The 16,683-nt window shown below is 52.0% G+C and carries 17 protein-coding genes and 1 other annotated feature; of the genes, 16 read left to right on the top strand and 1 reads right to left on the bottom strand.

Annotation, left to right across the window (positions count from 1 at the left end; translation table 11 throughout):
* Positions 1 to 3 precede the first annotated feature (3 nt).
* The 7 genes from infC (at position 4) to ihfA (ending at position 5,267) form a co-directional block, all read left to right on the top strand.
* Positions 4 to 555: a translation initiation factor IF-3 gene (infC, locus tag V2154_RS12100; protein ID WP_013576136.1), complete on the top strand. Its 552-nt coding sequence runs from the start codon at positions 4 to 6 to the stop codon at positions 553 to 555.
* Positions 556 to 651: 96 nt separating this feature from the next.
* Entirely contained in the window at positions 652 to 849 is a 198-nt protein-coding gene (gene rpmI / locus V2154_RS12095; protein WP_013576135.1) for a 50S ribosomal protein L35, read from the top strand.
* Between the two features lie 40 nt (positions 850 to 889).
* Positions 890 to 1,246 carry a 50S ribosomal protein L20 gene (rplT, locus tag V2154_RS12090; RefSeq protein WP_034791189.1) on the top strand — a complete coding sequence of 119 codons (357 nt, stop codon included), beginning with the start codon at positions 890 to 892 and terminating at the stop codon, positions 1,244 to 1,246.
* Between the two features lie 109 nt (positions 1,247 to 1,355).
* Positions 1,356 to 1,480, top strand: a sequence feature (Phe leader region).
* Positions 1,361 to 1,405 carry a pheST operon leader peptide PheM gene (gene pheM / locus V2154_RS12085; protein ID WP_133845469.1) on the top strand — a complete coding sequence of 15 codons (45 nt, stop codon included), beginning with the start codon at positions 1,361 to 1,363 and terminating at the stop codon, positions 1,403 to 1,405. It overlaps the preceding feature by 45 nt.
* A 100-nt stretch (positions 1,481 to 1,580) precedes the next feature.
* Positions 1,581 to 2,564 (top strand): phenylalanine--tRNA ligase subunit alpha, encoded by a 984-nt coding sequence (gene pheS / locus V2154_RS12080; protein WP_353502454.1) that lies wholly within the window; start codon positions 1,581 to 1,583, stop codon positions 2,562 to 2,564.
* Between the two features lie 14 nt (positions 2,565 to 2,578).
* Positions 2,579 to 4,966, top strand: coding sequence for a phenylalanine--tRNA ligase subunit beta (pheT, locus tag V2154_RS12075; protein ID WP_353502453.1), 2,388 nt, complete (start codon positions 2,579 to 2,581; stop codon positions 4,964 to 4,966).
* Positions 4,967 to 4,970: 4 nt separating this feature from the next.
* The gene (gene ihfA, locus V2154_RS12070; RefSeq protein WP_004717732.1) at positions 4,971 to 5,267 is read left to right on the top strand and encodes an integration host factor subunit alpha; all 297 of its coding nucleotides are present in this window, start codon (positions 4,971 to 4,973) and stop codon (positions 5,265 to 5,267) included.
* A gap of 315 nt (positions 5,268 to 5,582) precedes the next feature.
* Here ihfA and V2154_RS12065 read toward each other — a convergent pair whose 3' ends face one another.
* Entirely contained in the window at positions 5,583 to 5,717 is a 135-nt protein-coding gene (locus tag V2154_RS12065; RefSeq protein WP_353502452.1) for a hypothetical protein, read from the bottom strand.
* Between the two features lie 273 nt (positions 5,718 to 5,990).
* On the opposite strand from V2154_RS12065, the gene V2154_RS12060 reads away from it, so the two are divergent.
* The 9 genes from V2154_RS12060 (at position 5,991) to arnA (ending at position 16,683) form a co-directional block, all read left to right on the top strand.
* Complete coding sequence (locus V2154_RS12060; protein ID WP_353502451.1) at positions 5,991 to 6,362, top strand: DUF2502 domain-containing protein; 372 nt, start codon at positions 5,991 to 5,993, stop codon at positions 6,360 to 6,362.
* Positions 6,363 to 6,739: 377 nt separating this feature from the next.
* The gene (locus V2154_RS12055) at positions 6,740 to 8,122 is read left to right on the top strand and encodes a diaminobutyrate--2-oxoglutarate transaminase (protein WP_353503987.1); all 1,383 of its coding nucleotides are present in this window, start codon (positions 6,740 to 6,742) and stop codon (positions 8,120 to 8,122) included.
* 18 nt (positions 8,123 to 8,140) lie between these two features.
* Complete coding sequence (locus V2154_RS12050; protein WP_353502450.1) at positions 8,141 to 9,613, top strand: pyridoxal phosphate-dependent decarboxylase family protein; 1,473 nt, start codon at positions 8,141 to 8,143, stop codon at positions 9,611 to 9,613.
* A 196-nt stretch (positions 9,614 to 9,809) separates the two neighbouring features.
* Positions 9,810 to 10,811: a vitamin B12 ABC transporter permease BtuC gene (gene btuC, locus V2154_RS12045; protein WP_353502449.1), complete on the top strand. Its 1,002-nt coding sequence runs from the start codon at positions 9,810 to 9,812 to the stop codon at positions 10,809 to 10,811.
* Positions 10,812 to 10,872: 61 nt separating this feature from the next.
* On the top strand, positions 10,873 to 11,424 hold the full coding sequence (locus V2154_RS12040; protein ID WP_353502448.1) for a glutathione peroxidase: 552 nt from the start codon (positions 10,873 to 10,875) through the stop codon (positions 11,422 to 11,424).
* A 19-nt stretch (positions 11,425 to 11,443) separates the two neighbouring features.
* Positions 11,444 to 12,211, top strand: a complete 768-nt coding sequence (gene btuD / locus V2154_RS12035) for a vitamin B12 ABC transporter ATP-binding protein BtuD (protein ID WP_353502447.1) — start codon at positions 11,444 to 11,446, stop codon at positions 12,209 to 12,211.
* Between the two features lie 367 nt (positions 12,212 to 12,578).
* The gene (arnB, locus tag V2154_RS12030; RefSeq protein WP_353502446.1) at positions 12,579 to 13,721 is read left to right on the top strand and encodes a UDP-4-amino-4-deoxy-L-arabinose aminotransferase; all 1,143 of its coding nucleotides are present in this window, start codon (positions 12,579 to 12,581) and stop codon (positions 13,719 to 13,721) included.
* A complete protein-coding gene (gene arnC, locus V2154_RS12025; RefSeq protein WP_353502445.1) occupies positions 13,721 to 14,701 on the top strand; it encodes an undecaprenyl-phosphate 4-deoxy-4-formamido-L-arabinose transferase in 981 nt (326 codons plus the stop codon). Before arnB ends, arnC begins: the two co-directional genes overlap by 1 nt.
* Positions 14,701 to 16,683, top strand: a complete 1,983-nt coding sequence (gene arnA, locus V2154_RS12020) for a bifunctional UDP-4-amino-4-deoxy-L-arabinose formyltransferase/UDP-glucuronic acid oxidase ArnA (protein WP_353502444.1) — start codon at positions 14,701 to 14,703, stop codon at positions 16,681 to 16,683. The genes arnC and arnA overlap by 1 nt, the downstream gene beginning before the upstream one ends.

Here is a 16,683-nt window from a genome sequence, read left to right as displayed (position 1 = left end):
AGTATTAAAGGCGGAAAACGAGTTCAACCGGCGCGTCCTAATCGCATTAACAAAGAGATTCGCGCGCAAGAAGTTCGCCTCACCGGCGTCGATGGCGAGCAGATTGGTATTGTCAGTCTGAATGAAGCTCTTGAAAAAGCTGAGGAAGCGGGCGTCGATTTAGTAGAAATCAGTCCGAATGCCGAACCGCCAGTTTGTCGAATCATGGATTACGGCAAATTCCTCTACGAGAAGAGCAAGTCGACCAAAGAGCAGAAGAAGAAGCAAAAAGTTATTCAGGTTAAGGAAATCAAATTCCGACCTGGTACCGATGATGGCGACTATCAGGTCAAACTACGCAACCTGATTCGCTTTCTGGAAGATGGCGATAAAGCCAAAATCACCCTGCGGTTCCGTGGGCGTGAGATGGCGCACCAACAGATCGGTATGGAAGTGCTTAACCGCGTCCGTAAAGACCTGTGTGAAGATTCTGAATTGGCCGTTGTCGAATCCTTCCCTACGAAGATCGAAGGCCGTCAGATGATCATGGTGCTCGCACCTAAGAAGAAACAGTAAGGCTTCCAAGTAACTTCCCCCGCGCAGTGCTTGCGCTGCGTGGGTTTAGTTCGCCTTTCTGATTCATGTAATTAACAATGCGAAGTGGAATTTAAAATGCCAAAGATCAAAACAGTACGTGGCGCCGCTAAACGCTTCAAAAAAACCGCTAACGGTGGTTTTAAGCGTAAGCACGCTAACCTGCGTCATATTCTGACCAAAAAAGCTACTAAGCGTAAACGTCACTTGCGTCCAAAAGGCCTGGTATCCAAGAACGATTTGGGTCTGGTCTCTGCATGTCTGCCGTACGCATAAATACACTTTTTTTAATTAAGAATAATACTCAGGAGAGCATATGGCTCGCGTAAAACGTGGTGTGATTGCACGTGCACGTCACAAGAAAATTTTAAAGCAGGCGAAAGGTTACTACGGTGCCCGTTCGCGCGTATATCGTGTTGCATTCCAGGCTGTTATCAAAGCTGGTCAATACGCTTACCGTGACCGTCGTCAAAAGAAACGTCAGTTCCGTCAGCTGTGGATCGCGCGTATCAACGCAGCAGCTCGTCAGAACGACATGTCTTACAGCAAATTCATTAACGGCTTGAAAAAAGCTTCTATTGAAATTGACCGTAAGATTTTGGCTGATATCGCAGTTTTCGATAAGTTCGCGTTCAGCGCACTGGTAGAAAAAGCGAAAGCAGCTCTGGCGTAAGTCAGCTAAAAAGAGGGAGCTTGCTCCCTCTTTTTTGTTTATAATCAGTCAAGTTGTCATCTCACAGTGTGACAATAACGCCAGCAAGCTGAGCATCAACAAGGTAACGCAAGCATGAACACTGCTATTTTCCGTTTCTTTTTTTACTTTAGCGCCTGATTCAGGAAGGCTTTCGCGCGTAAGAGAAGAAACGAAAAGTAGCGCCTAAGCCTCCCTCGTGGAGGCTTTTTTGTATCTGTTCTTTATTTACTAAGGTTCAGGGCTTAACGCGCGCCCCTGATAAATTACCGGTTATTTCACATCCGGCCATATAAGCCAGAAGAAGAGGAAAGCAATGCCACATCTCGCAGAACTGGTCGCCAGTGCCAAGGCCGCCGTAGAGAGTGCTCAGGATATTGCCGCATTAGAAACAGTGCGCGTCGAATATTTGGGTAAGAAGGGCCATTTTACGCTCCAGATGAAAACGCTGAGCGAATTACCTGCTGAAGAACGTCCAGCCGCAGGTGCAGTCATTAACCAGGCGAAGCAAGAAGTTCAGGAAGCGCTGAATGCGCGTAAGAACGAGCTTGAGTCAGCGGCGATGAACGCCCGTCTGGCAGAAGAAACCATCGACGTTTCACTGCCGGGCCGTCGTATCGAAAATGGCGGTTTACACCCAGTGACCCGCACCATTGACCGTATTGAAACTTTCTTCGGTGAGTTAGGTTTTTCTGTCGCCACCGGCCCTGAAATCGAAGATGACTATCACAACTTCGACGCCTTGAATATTCCAGGCCACCACCCGGCGCGTGCCGACCATGACACCTTCTGGTTCGACGCTACCCGTCTGCTGCGCACCCAAACCTCTGGCGTACAAATTCGTACCATGAAAGGCCAGCAGCCGCCGATCCGCATTATTGCGCCGGGCCGCGTATATCGTAACGACTACGACCAGACTCACACCCCGATGTTCCACCAGATGGAAGGGCTGATCGTTGATAAAGACATTAGCTTCAGCAACCTGAAAGGGACGCTGCACGACTTCCTGAATAACTTCTTTGAAGCTGATCTGCAGATTCGTTTCCGCCCGTCTTACTTCCCATTCACCGAGCCTTCCGCTGAAGTTGACGTCATGGGCAAAAACGGCAAATGGCTGGAAGTACTGGGTTGCGGGATGGTGCATCCAAACGTGCTGCGCAACGTAGGTATCGATCCAGAAATCTATTCGGGCTTCGCATTCGGTATGGGCATGGAGCGTCTGACCATGCTGCGCTATGGCGTAACCGATTTGCGCGCTTTCTTCGAAAACGATCTGCGTTTCCTCAAACAGTTTAAGTAAGGCGGGAATATCACATGAAATTCAGCGAACTTTGGTTGCGTGAATGGGTAAACCCAGCCATCAGCAGCGAAGCATTATCCGACCAGATCACCATGGCCGGGCTAGAAGTCGACGGCGTTGAGCCTGTCGCGGGTGCCTTTAACGGCGTTGTCGTGGGTGAAGTGGTCGAGTGCGGCCAGCATCCTAACGCCGATAAACTGCGCGTGACAAAAGTCAACGTCGGCGGCGATCGCCTGCTCGACATCGTTTGTGGCGCCCCGAACTGCCGTCAGGGTCTGAAAGTTGCTGTAGCCACCGTCGGCGCGGTATTGCCGGGCGACTTCAAAATCAAAGCCGCCAAACTGCGCGGTGAGCCTTCAGAGGGCATGCTGTGCTCCTTCTCCGAACTGGGCATTTCCGACGACCATGACGGCATCATTGAGCTGCCATTGGACGCGCCTATCGGTACTGACATCCGTGAATTCCTCAAACTGGATGACAACACCATTGAAATCAGCGTGACCCCAAACCGTGCCGACTGTCTGGGCATCATCGGCGTGGCGCGCGACGTCGCGGTGATTAACCAGCTCGCTCTGAACGAGCCGGATATGTCGCCTGTTGCTGCTACCATCAGCGACGTGCTGCCAATTGACGTGCAGGCAACCGAAGCCTGCCCGCGCTATCTTGGCCGCGTAGTTAAAGGCATCAATGTTAAAGCCGATACGCCACTGTGGATGCGTGAAAAGCTGCGTCGTTGCGGCATTCGTTCCATTGACCCAGTGGTTGATATCACCAACTACGTGCTGCTGGAACTTGGCCAGCCAATGCACGCCTTCGACCTCAATCGCATTCAGGGCGGCATCGTTGTGCGTCTGGCGAAGAAAGATGAAGCGCTGACACTGCTTGATGGCACCGAAGCCAAGCTGAATGACGACACGCTGGTGATTGCTGACCACGAGAAAGCCTTAGCCATGGGCGGCATTTTCGGTGGTGAGCACTCCGGTGTAAACGAAGAGACGCAGGACGTCCTGCTCGAAAGCGCCTTCTTCAACCCGCTGTCCATCACCGGCCGCGCCCGCCGTCAGGGTCTGCATACTGATGCATCCCATCGCTACGAGCGTGGTGTTGATCCACAGCTGCAATTCAAAGCCATGGCGCGCGCCACTGCGCTGCTGCTGCAGATTTGTGGTGGTCAGGCTGGACCGGTTATCGATGTCACCTCTGAAAAAGACCTGCCAAAAGCGGCCACTATTGAGCTGCGTCGTGAAAAACTGGATCGCCTGATTGGTCATCACGTTGAAGACACACAGGTTACCGACATCCTGACTCGTCTTGGCTGCAAAGTAGAGCATCACGGCGCAAGCTGGACGGCGGTTGCGCCAAGCTGGCGTTTTGATATGCAAATCGAAGAAGATTTGGTCGAGGAAGTGGCCCGCGTGTATGGCTACAACAACATTCCTGACGTGCCGGTTAAGGCTAATCTGGAAATGACCAAGCATCGCGAAGCCGATTTGTCCCTGAAGCGGGTGAAAAATCTGCTGGTGGATCGCGGTTTCCAGGAAGCGATCACCTACAGCTTCGTTGATCCGAAAATTCAGAATTTGCTGCATCCGGGCGAAGAAGCCCTGATTCTGCCAAGCCCAATCTCGGTAGAAATGTCAGCCATGCGTCTTTCTCTGTGGACTGGCCTGCTGACTTCAGTGGTTTATAACCAGAATCGCCAGCAGAACCGCGTGCGTATTTTTGAAAGTGGCCTGCGCTTTGTTCCTGATACACAAGCTGATTTGGGTATCCGTCAGGACGTCATGCTGTCTGGTGTGATCGCAGGTAACAAAAATGAAGAGCATTGGGATCTGGCGCGTCAGGCGGTTGACTACTACGATTTGAAAGGTGATCTTGAAGCGATTCTTGAGCTTACCGGCAAATTGGATGACGTTCAGTTTAAAGCTGAAGTGAATCCAGCACTGCATCCGGGACAGAGTGCAGCAATTTATTTACGCGGCGAACGTATTGGTTTTATTGGTGTAGTACACCCAGAGCTGGAACGTAAGCTGGATCTGAACGGTCGCACAGTGGTGTTCGAAATGCTGTGGAATAAGGTCGCAGACCGCGTGCTGCCTGATGCGAAGGAGGTTTCTCGCTTCCCAGCTAACCGTCGTGACATCGCTGTTGTCGTGGCTGAAAACGTTGCCGCAGACGATATTTTGGCAGAGTGTAAGAAAGTTGGCGCAAATCAGGTAGTTGGCGTAAACTTATTTGACGTGTACCGTGGGAAGGGCGTGACTGAAGGCTATAAAAGCTTGGCCATCAGTCTGGTATTGCAGGATACCGCTCGTACACTGGAAGAAGAGGAGATCGCCGCTACCGTTGCAAAATGCGTAGAGGCTCTAAAACAGCGATTCCAAGCATCCTTGAGGGATTGAACCTATGGCGCTTACTAAAGCTGAAATGTCAGAACACCTGTTTGAGAAGCTTGGGCTTAGCAAACGGGATGCCAAAGACCTGGTCGAACTGTTTTTCGAAGAAGTGCGTCGCGCTTTGGAGAATGGCGAACAAGTTAAATTGTCTGGTTTTGGCAATTTCGATCTGCGTGACAAAAACCAACGTCCGGGACGTAACCCGAAAACCGGCGAAGATATTCCTATCACGGCGCGCCGTGTGGTGACTTTCCGTCCGGGGCAGAAGTTGAAAAGCCGGGTTGAGAATGCCACTCCAAAAGAGTAAGTGAGTTGGACAAAAAGGTCGCGAAAGCGGCCTTTTTTTTATGCTTTACCTGTCAAAGTCCACATCCTTCTTTTTCTTGACTGCCATTTTTAAAGATTTTAATTAGAGTTTGAAAAAATAACGTTAAGAGGCTTTAGCCTTCAGGAATAGTCTGATAGATTAATTTCATCGGCCTTGATCGTTTATTCAAATTTGTTTGCTGGTCTGAAGAAATAAAAAATCAAACAAACAAAAAGGGACCGAAGTCCCTTGATGAAAAATAATTATTGTGTTTATTACTCATGCCAGTGAGTAATGACCTAATAAAAAATACTACTAATAAGGATGCCCGTAGTAACCGCGATGATAACCACCATGGTAGCCGCCGTGGTCGTAATGGCCGGGGAAGATGCAGCCGCTCAGGCTTATGACAACCAGAGTGATGCCAACGAAAGCTAATATTCTACGCATGGAAATATCCTTTATCTGAATAAACGCTCTCAGTATAAATAGATAGTCATCAGATTGTTGTCAGGCTAACGTTAAGATCTGTTAAGGCCACTATAATATTTGTCGAGTTATCCATGGGCGATTTAATGATTTATTTCCCGTGAGATACATTTGTTTTAATTGAGTAAGCAAGAAGAAAGTTAACCGCAAAACTCCTGTTATCCGATAGCCTAATTTATTCCCCTTGTTATAAGTTTTGCCCTGAGCACGACGCAAACTAATAAGGCGGATACCGTGAATAAATCATTCTTACTCTTATGCTGTGTACTGGCCTTACCCGTGGTTGCGCAGGCCAACGTGGTGGTTGATATCAACACGCCGGGGGTGACGCTGCACATTGGCGACCAAGACCATCGTGGATACTACTGGGACGGCTACGACTGGCGAGCGCCTCAGTGGTGGCATGCTCATCAGGGGCATTATGTCGGCGAGCGTAACAATCGCGGGATGTACTGGCGCGGCGACCGTTGGCAGCCAGCACCGCCCCCGCCGCCAAGACCTGTTCACTATCAACACGGCCAGCCCTATGACCACGGCAGGCCGCATCCTGACGACCGTCGCGATGATAATCATCAGCCACTTCCGCCACAGGGACCTCGAGGTTAATCTCTCATCACTTAGCCGGTACGCCCTACCGGCTACAAAAGATGCTTTTTTGTGCTTTTTTCTCCCGCTTTTCCTCTCAAATCCCCATTTTAATCCCTGAGTTATAAACCCTTTAAGGCCGCCATCTTGCTGATTGAAATGCCTTTTTATAGCCGTTGGATGGACGCCTCAGCGCGTTATCAGATTTAACATGGTCAATTAACGGCCAATTTATTGATTCCTATGATAAAAATTATAAACAAACCTTAACAAAATAAATTATTGAGCCGAGGAGTAAAAAGCCATATATTGGCCGCGTTTTACACACTGTGATTGATTTTTTATTCATTTATTCAACTTTGGCGTTAGCGATAACCCCCAGTTGTAGGAGAGATATGATGACGGATAAAGTCCGTATTGATAATTTTGGTGCGAATTCATTAAACGGAAACAATGAAGCCTATTTAGCGAGACAAGCTGAATTTGAATCGAATGTTAGGAGCTATCCACGCAAATTGCCGTTTGCAATTGCGAAGGCCCTAGGGGTTTGGATCACCGATGTTGAGAATAATCAATATCTTGACTGCCTTGCTGGCGCGGGAACGCTAGCCTTAGGACATAACCATCCGGATGTGTTGCAAAGCATACAAAATGTCATTACCAGCGGCTTGCCGTTACATACTCTCGATCTGACAACGCCGTTGAAAGATCAGTTCTCAGAATACCTGCTGTCGCTGTTGCCGGGAGAGGGTAAAGAGTACTGCCTGCAGTTCACTGGCCCATCGGGTGCCGATGCGGTTGAAGCTGCGCTGAAGTTAGCTAAGAAACACACTGGCCGCAGCGGCGTGATCAGTTTCTCTGGCGGCTACCATGGGATGACCCACGGTGCGCTGGCGGTGACGGGTAACCTGTCTCCGAAAGAAGCGGTTAACGGCATGATGCCAGAAGTTCAGTTTATGCCTTACCCGCACCTGTACCGCTGCCCACTGGGTATCGGCGGCGATGCTGGCGTGAAAGCATTAACCTACTACTTCGAAAACCTGATCAATGACGTTGAGAGTGGCGTGCGCAAACCTGCGGCGGTCATTCTGGAAGCTGTTCAAGGCGAGGGTGGGGTTAACCCGGCTCCGGTTGAGTGGTTGCAGCGCATTCGCAAAGTGACGCAAGAGCACGGCATTCTGCTGATCCTCGACGAAGTTCAGGCTGGCTTTGCCCGTACCGGTAAGTTCTTCGCCTTCGAACACGCTGGCATTGAGCCAGACATCATCGTGATGTCGAAAGCCGTGGGCGGCGGTCTGCCATTGGCCGTTCTGGGTATCAAGAAGCAGTTTGATGCGTGGGAGCCGGGCCACCATACCGGGACTTTCCGTGGCAACCAGCTGGCGATGGCTACCGGCCTGACCACGCTGAAGATCCTCAAAGACCAGAAAGTGGCTGACAAAGTGGCTGCGCAGGGCGAATGGCTGAAAGAAAGATTGGCCGAAATGCAAAAACGCTACCCGGTGATTGGTCATGTCCGCGGTCTGGGCTTGATGATGGGTATCGAGATTGTTAAGCCAAACGAGCCTCAGGACCACATGGGTTGCTACCCTGCTGACGGCCAGTTGTCCGCATTGCTACAGAAAAAATGCTTCGAAGCAGGCTTGATTCTGGAACGCGGCGGCCGTAACGGTTGCGTTCTGCGCCTGTTGCCTTCTCTGTTGATCACTAACGAAGAGCTGGGCGTATTCTTGGATAAATTTGAACAGGCCTTGTTAGCCGCTGGCATCAAGCCTGTCTAAATGGAGCAGTTGAACACGATGTCCAAGTTAAACCCAATTCTGGCGTCCTCGGTGCAGAGCACCGAGGCTTACCAGCAGGCCATTGCGCAGAGCAGCGCGGCCGTGGTGCAGTGGCTACAGCAGCCTGAAATGTATCAGGGCAAAACTGTCGCTGAACTACGTGAACGCATCACGCTGGATTTCAACCCTGAAGGCCTTGGCAATCAGGCAGCGATTGAACGTGCGATCGAGTATTTCTTAAAAGACAGTCTGTCCGTGCATCACCCACAGTGCGTTGCGCATTTGCATTGTCCAAGTCTGGTGGTTAGCCAAGCTGCGGAAGTGTTGATTAACGCCACCAACCAGAGCATGGACTCCTGGGACCAAAGCCCGTCAGCCACCATCATTGAGATGAAGCTGATTGAATGGCTGCGCACCCAAGTCGGTTATCAGGCTGGCGACGCCGGTGTATTCACCAGCGGCGGTACCCAAAGTAACCTGATGGGCCTGATGTTGGCGCGCGACGCCTTCTTCGCGCGTCAGGGCCACTCCATCCAGCAGGATGGTTTAGTCGGCAATCTGCGTAAAATCAAAGTCTTCTGTTCTGAGAATGCCCATTTCTCCGTGCAGAAAAACATGGCGCTGCTGGGTCTGGGCTATCAGTCCGTGACCTTAGTGAAAACCGATGAGTTTGCGCGCATGGATCTTAACGATTTGCGCGACAAGCTGGCGCAGGCGAAAGCCAACGGCGAACAGGTTCTGGCTATCGTGGCGACCGCAGGTACCACCGATGCGGGCGCTATCGATCCGCTGCGTGCTATTGCCGAGCTGGCTGCCGAGCAGCAGATCTGGGTTCACGTCGATGCAGCCTGGGGCGGCGCGCTGTTGCTGTCCGAGAAGTATCGCGACTATCTGGACGGCATTGAGCTGGTGGATTCCATTACTCTGGACTTCCACAAGCAGTTCTTCCAGACCATCAGCTGTGGCGCGTTCTTGCTGAAAGAAGCTCGTCATTACGAACTGATGCGTTATCAGGCGGCTTACCTGAACTCTGAATTCGATGAAGCGCAGGGCGTGCCGAACCTGGTGTCCAAATCCTTGCAGACCACCCGTCGTTTCGACGCTTTGAAACTGTGGATGGGTCTGGAAGCTCTGGGTCAGAAGCAATATGCCGAAATCATCGACCACGGCGTGACGCTGGCTCAGGAAGTGGCTCAGTATGTTACCGAGCAGCCTTCTCTTGAGTTGGTGATGAAGCCGCAGTTAGCCAGCGTGCTGTTCCGTTACCGTCCAGAGCAGTTGGCCGGTGCGGGCGACGAAGCGGTTGCACTGCTGAACCAACGCATTGGTGATGCGCTGTTAGATTCTGGCCGCGCCAATGTGGGCGTCACTGAGTCAAATGGCGTAACCTGCCTGAAACTGACTCTGCTGAACCCAACCGTGACGCTGGAAGACATTCAGGTGCTGCTGGCGCTGGTCGACAGCACGGGGCAGAAGCTGCTGAACGCCTAATTCGCACACTCTGAGCGAATCGCCATTAAAGCCGATAACCTGATTAAGTTATCGGCTTTTTTATTGGTTTTTATCTGCTAAAGAAAAAGCATAGGCCGTCGTGCAGGCGGCTATAGAGCTAAGCGACTAATATCGGTAGGATAGCTTTCACTTATTGATGGCCGAGTGCCGTGTATCGCCTCAGGATAATGTCTCTTTGCTAAACCACAATCCCACCTTTCGCCAGCTTGAGTCCCAACAGCGTCGCTACGCCTATGCGCGGCTAGGAGGGCTTGGGGGCTTTCTGCTGCTGGTGTTTATTTTCAGCCTGTGCGCCGGTGAGAAGTGGCTTTGGCCGAGTGAATGGTTTGATGCTCAAAACCAGCTGTTTGTCTGGCAACTGCGTTTACCTCGCGCGCTGGCAGTGATTCTGGTCGGAAGTGCGCTGGCGGTAGCCGGGGCGGTGATGCAGGCGCTGTTTGAAAACCCGCTGGCCGAGCCAGGCTTGCTGGGCGTTGCCAACGGCGCAGGCGTGGCGCTGGTGCTGTGCGTGATGCTGGGCAATGGGTTAACTCCCGTTTGGATTTTAAGCCTGGCCGCCATCGCCGGGGCGCTGATCACCACCTTCATCCTGCTCTATTTCGCCAGCAAACGGCTGTTAGCAAATGCCCGTTTGCTGTTGGTTGGCATTGCTATTGGCATCGTGTGCAGCGCCGTGATGACCTGGTCGGTCTACTTCAGCAGTAATCTGGATTTACGCCAGTTGATGTACTGGATGATGGGCGGCTTCGGCGGGGTAGACTGGCGGCAATATTGGCTGGGGCTGATGTTACTTCCTGCTCTGATATGGATGAGTGCCCAAGGTAAATCGCTGAATCTGCTGTCGCTAGGCTTAGCGCAGGCGCAGCAATTAGGCTTACCCGTCGCCGTGTGGCGCAACCTGCTGGTGCTCGCCGTCGGCTGGGTGGTGGGGCTGAGCGTCGCGCTGGCCGGGGTGATTGGCTTTGTTGGCTTGGTTATCCCTCATATATTGCGGCTGTGTGGCATCACCGATCAAAAACATTTATTACCTGCTTGCGCCTTAGCCGGGAGCAGCGTGCTGCTGCTCGCCGACGTGCTGGCGCGCATCGCACTTTATTCGACCGAACTGCCAATTGGCGTTGTTACCGCCACGCTGGGTGCGCCGCTGTTTATCTGGCTACTGCTTAGATCTGGCTGAGAAAACCGAATAGATTTCAAAAACGAGTCACTAAACCTGCAAATCATAACGGGAAATAATCATGAGTAATGCAATATTTGACGTTGAACTGAAGAAAATTAATGGCGAAAAAACCACCCTGGGCGAGTTTAAAGGCTCCGTGCTGCTGGTGGTGAATGTGGCCTCCGAGTGCGGCCTGACCAAGCAGTATGAGGGACTGGAAAAGCTGTATGAAGAGTTCCACGATCAAGGTTTTGCAGTCTTAGGCTTCCCGTGTAATGAGTTTGGCGCGCAAGAGCCGGGCACGGAAGAAGAGATCCACAGCTTCTGTACCACCCAGTTTGGCGTGAAATTCCCGATGTTCAGCAAGCTTGAGGTGAATGGCGAGAACCGTCACCCGCTGTATAAGGCTTTGATCTCTGCCCAGCCGAAGGCCGTAGAGCCAGAGGGTAGCGAGTTCTTGGCGCGTATGACCAGCAAAGGTCGCGCCCCGGCGCAGCCAGGCAACATTCTCTGGAACTTCGAAAAATTCTTGATTGGCCGCGATGGCACGGTTATCCAGCGTTTCGCGCCAGACATGACGCCAGAAGATGCCCATCTGGTTGACGCCGTTAAACAAGCATTAGCCAAGTAACTTTGGGGCCGAAACGCTGATGCTGGAATGCAATAACCTGAGCGTAGCCGAGCGGCTGCGGGCTTTTTCCACTCAAGTGGAGGCGGGAAGCCGCGTCCACATTATCGGGCCGAACGGCGCGGGGAAAAGCAGCCTGTTGGCCCGCATGGCGGGCTTGCTGCAGGGAGCAGGGAGCGTCAGCCTTTCAGGAAAACCTTTAGATACCCTGTCCGGGGCAGAATTGGCAAGGCGGAGAGGGTATCTGTGTCAGCAGTCTGCACCGATATCCATGATGCCGGTGTTCCAGTATTTGTCCCTGCATCAGCCCGCCATGGCCGAGGCTAAATTGGTCGAAGGCACTATCACGCTTTTAACCCGCGAGTTGCATTTAGATGATAAGCTCCAGCGCGCGGTAACACGGCTTTCTGGCGGTGAATGGCAGCGGGTCAGGCTGGCGGCGACTTTGTTACAGGTCTGGCCGACGCTCAATCCGCAAAGCCAACTCTTATTGTTGGATGAGCCGACCAATAGCCTTGATGTGGCTCAACAGCAAGCACTGGACGGCCTTATCGATCACTATTGCGCCAGTGGCAGAATTGCCATTCTGAGCGACCATGACCTCAACCATAGCTTGCACCATGCCCGCCGGGTTTGGCTGATGAAAGCGGGGCAGGTGGTGGCGTCAGGAGAATGTACAGACATTATGCAGCCTCAAAGGCTTTCTGAAGTATTTAGCGTGGATTTTCAAATGCATAACGTTGGAAATCAGCGCTGGCTGAGCGCGGTCCCTGCCGTTATTGCACATTAATTCATCTTAATATGACAAACTTATTATTTAAGTAATGCTTGTTTACAATATTATCGCTCTCCAATAATAGATCGCGGGCTAACAATAATTTTCCCTGCTGAGTCTTAAGAAATAGCGTATTTAATTTTCAGAATTCTTAATAATTCCCGCTATGTGACTGAAATAATTACTCTATTCATTATCGAATATATCGGTTGATTCACATTTTTCCTATTTTCTTTACAGATAACTTGACGCGCCTTAAGGTTAAATTAAGCTTGTGCTGGCAATGTTTCCGATTATTTCGGCTCGGCGTTTAATTATTGTTAAATCAAACCGCTTTAGAGTCTGAACTGAGTTATTACCTCTTTGGGATTGGGATAGTGTCATGGAAAATTTTTTGCCTTTCTCTCGCCCGTCAATGGGTGAGGAAGAAATTGAGGCTGTGAGTCAGGTTCTGCGCTCTGGTTGGATCACCACCGGGCCACAGGCGAACCAGCTCGAACAGGATTTTGCGGCGACCTTCGGATGTAAACATGCTATCGCCGTCGCATCGGCAACGGGGGGGATGCACGTCACCCTGATGGCCTTGGGCATTGGCCCTGGCGATGAAGTCATCACCCCTTCTCAAACTTGGGTTTCGACCCTGAACATGATTGTTCTGCTTGGTGCAGAGCCGGTTATGATTGACGTTGACCCTGATACGTTAATGATCAACGCAGACGACGTCGCGGCGGCAATTACCCCACGCACCAAAGCGATTATTCCTGTGCATTACGCGGGCGCCCCGTTGGATCTCGACCCTATTTACGCTCTGGCTAAACAGCACGGCATCGCCATTGTAGAAGATGCAGCGCACGCGGCAGGCACGCGTTATCGCGATCGCTGGGTGGGCTCGCAGGGCACGGCCATTTTCTCTTTCCACGCCATTAAAAACATGACCTGCGCCGAGGGTGGTTTAGTGGCCACTGACGACGACGAGCTGGCAGCCAAAGTGCGCGCGCTTAAGTTCCATGGTCTGGTGGTCGATGCCTTTGATCGTGAGGTGCAGGGGCGTAAGCCGCAGGCCGAAGTGATTGAGCCGGGCTTCAAATACAATCTTTCTGACATTCAGGCCGCGATTGCCGTGGTGCAACTGCGCCGTCTGCCTGAGATCAATGCCCGACGCACCGAGCTGGCGAATCTCTATTTAGAGAAGCTGCAGGGTTCACCGTTCATCCCTATGAAATCCCCTGACTACCCGCACCTGCACGCCTGGCACCTGTTTATGATCCGCGTCGACACCGATCGTTTGGGCTTTAGCCGCGACCAGTTGATGGAGCGTTTAAAAGCCAAGGGTATCGGCACCGGACTACATTTCCGTGCGGCCCACACGCAAAAGTATTATCGCGAGCGTTATCCAGAACTTAGCCTGCCGAATACTGAATGGAACACCGAGCGCCTGTGCAGCTTGCCTCTGTTCCCCGATATGCAGGACAGCGATGTTGATCGCGTTGTTGCAGCCCTTTTTTCACTTCTGGAGAAGCAGTAGTGGCGCAATTTGAACCCATTCGTAAAGTTTCGATCGTTATTCCGGTCTATAACGAAGAAGAGAGTCTTCCAGCATTGCTGTCGCGTACCCAAGCAGCGTGCCGCCAACTGACTCAAAAATATGAAATCATTTTAATCGATGATGGCAGCAGCGACCGTTCAGCTGAAATGCTGACCGAAGCGGCTGAAGTCCCTGAAAACTGCGTCGTTGCGGTGCTGCTTAACCGTAACTACGGCCAGCACTCAGCGATCATGGCCGGTTTTAGCCATGTATCGGGCGATTTGGTTATCACTCTGGACGCTGACTTACAGAACCCGCCGGAAGAGATCCCGCGTCTGGTGGCCAAAGCCGAAGAAGGTTATGACGTGGTGGGTACCGTGCGTGCTAATCGCCGAGACTCCTGGTTCCGCAAGTCCGCCTCAAAGCTCATCAACATGATGATCCAACGCGCCACCGGCAAATCTATGGGTGACTACGGCTGTATGCTGCGTGCTTACCGCCGTCACATCATCGAAGCCATGTTGCACTGCCACGAGCGCAGCACCTTTATTCCTATTTTGGCCAATACCTTTGCGCGCAAAACGGTGGAAATTCCGGTGCAGCACTCAGAACGCGAATTCGGCGATTCTAAGTACAGCCTGATGAAACTCATCAACCTGATGTACGACCTAATCACCTGTTTGACCACCACACCGTTGCGTATGCTCAGTGTTGTGGGCAGCGCCATCGCGCTGTTTGGATTCGTGCTGGCGGTCTTCCTGATCCTCATGCGTTTGATTCATGGTCCAGTTTGGGCCGCTGAAGGCGTCTTCACGCTCTTTGCCGTCTTATTTATGTTTATTGGTGCACAGTTCGTGGGTATGGGATTACTCGGTGAATACATCGGGCGTATCTACAACGATGTTCGTGCGCGTCCCCGTTATTTTGTTCAAAAAGTCGTTGGAATACGTTCTGACGAAAACAGCCAGGAAGAAGAGTAATGAAAGCGATTGTATTTGCCTACCATGATATTGGTTGCGTGGGGCTTCAGGCCTTAGTTGACGCGGGTTATGACGTACAAGCAGTATTTACTCATACTGATTCGCCAGACGAAAATAACTTTTTCTCTTCCGTAGCCCGCGTGGGCGCGGGTTTGAACCTGCCGGTTTATGCACCGGAAGATGTGAATCACCCTCTGTGGGTTGATCGTATCCGTGAATTGCAGCCCGACGTGATTTTCTCCTTCTACTACCGCAACATGCTCAGCGAAGAAGTGCTGTCGCTGGCACCGCTGGGCGGTTTCAACCTGCACGGCTCTCTGCTGCCTCGCTACCGTGGCCGCGCGCCGGTTAACTGGGCGCTGCTGAAAGGCGAAAGCGAGACAGGCGTGACCCTGCATAAGATGGTTAAACGCCCTGACGCGGGTGACATCGTGGGCCAGCTTGCTGTGCCAATCAGCAGCGACGATATCGCGCTGACGCTGCACGCCAAAGTGCGTGACGCGGCAAAAGTGCTGTTGACCGACGTCCTGCCAAAAATCAAGCAGGGCAACGTGACGCTGACCCCGCAAGATGAGTCTCAAGCGAGCTACTTCGGCCGCCGTACCGCCGCTGACGGTGAGATCCACTGGCACAAATCTGCGACTGAAATCAATAACCTGATCCGCGCCGTGACCGAACCTTACCCGGGTGCTTTCACCTACCTCGGTCAGCGTAAAATGACTATCTGGCGTTCACGTCCGCTGGCCACCGCCCACGACAAACAGCCGGGCACCGTGCTGTCCAGCGATCCGCTGGTAGTGGCTTGTGGCGAAGGCGCGCTGGAAATTCTGGCGGGCCAGAGTGAATCCGGTCTCTACGTTCAAGGTTCTCGCCTGGCGCTGGAACTGGGCATCATGCCTGACGTTAAACTCAGCTCGCTGCCAACGGCTGTGATGAAACGCCGTACTCGCGTGCTGATCTTAGGGGTTAACGGCTTCATCGGTAACCACCTGAGCGAGCGCCTGCTGCGCGAAGATAACTATGAAATTTTCGGTCTGGACATCAGCTCTGATGCCGTGAGCCGCTTCATGGATAACCCGCACTTCCACTTCGTTGAAGGCGATATCAGCATTCACTCCGAGTGGATCGAGTATCACATCAAGAAGTGTGACGTGATCCTGCCGCTGGTGGCGATCGCAACGCCAATCGAATACACCCGTAACCCACTGCGCGTGTTCGAACTGGACTTCGAAGAGAACCTGAAAATCGTTCGTGACTGCGTGAAATACAAAAAACGCATCATCTTCCCATCCACTTCTGAAGTGTATGGCATGTGTGACGATAAAGAGTTCGACGAAGATACTTCTCGCCTGATTGTTGGCCCAATCAACAAACAGCGCTGGATCTACTCGGTGTCTAAGCAGCTGCTGGACCGCGTTATCTGGGCTTACGGCGTGAAAGAGGGGCTGCGCTTCACCCTGTTCCGTCCATTTAACTGGATGGGTCCGCGTCTGGACAACCTGGATGCAGCCCGTATCGGCAGCTCACGCGCCATTACTCAGCTGATCCTCAACCTGGTTGAAGGTTCTCCCATCAAGCTGGTTGACGGTGGCGAGCAAAAACGTACCTTTACCGACATCACTGACGGTATCGAGGCTCTGTTCCGCATCGTTGAGAACAAAGAAGATCGCTGTGATGGCCAAATCATCAACATCGGTAACCCAACTAACGAAGCCAGTATTCGCGAGTTGGCCGAGATGCTGCTGCGTAGCTTTGAAGCTCACCCACTGCGTGACCAGTTCCCGCCGTTTGCCGGTTTCAAATCCGTGGAAAGCAGCACTTACTACGGCAAAGGTTATCAGGACGTTGAGCACCGCACGCCTAGCATCAAGAATGCCAAGCGTTTGCTGGGCTGGACCCCTGAAATCGCGATGGATAAAACCGTCGAAAAAACCCTCGATTTCTTCCTGCGTTCGGTTAATCCAGACAACAATCAGGCATAA

The organism is Ewingella sp. CoE-038-23, assembly GCF_040419245.1.
Taxonomy (GTDB): domain Bacteria; phylum Pseudomonadota; class Gammaproteobacteria; order Enterobacterales; family Enterobacteriaceae; genus Ewingella; species Ewingella allii.
Note: the sequence above shows the minus strand (reverse complement) of the source record. Positions and strands in the feature narration are given on the sequence as shown.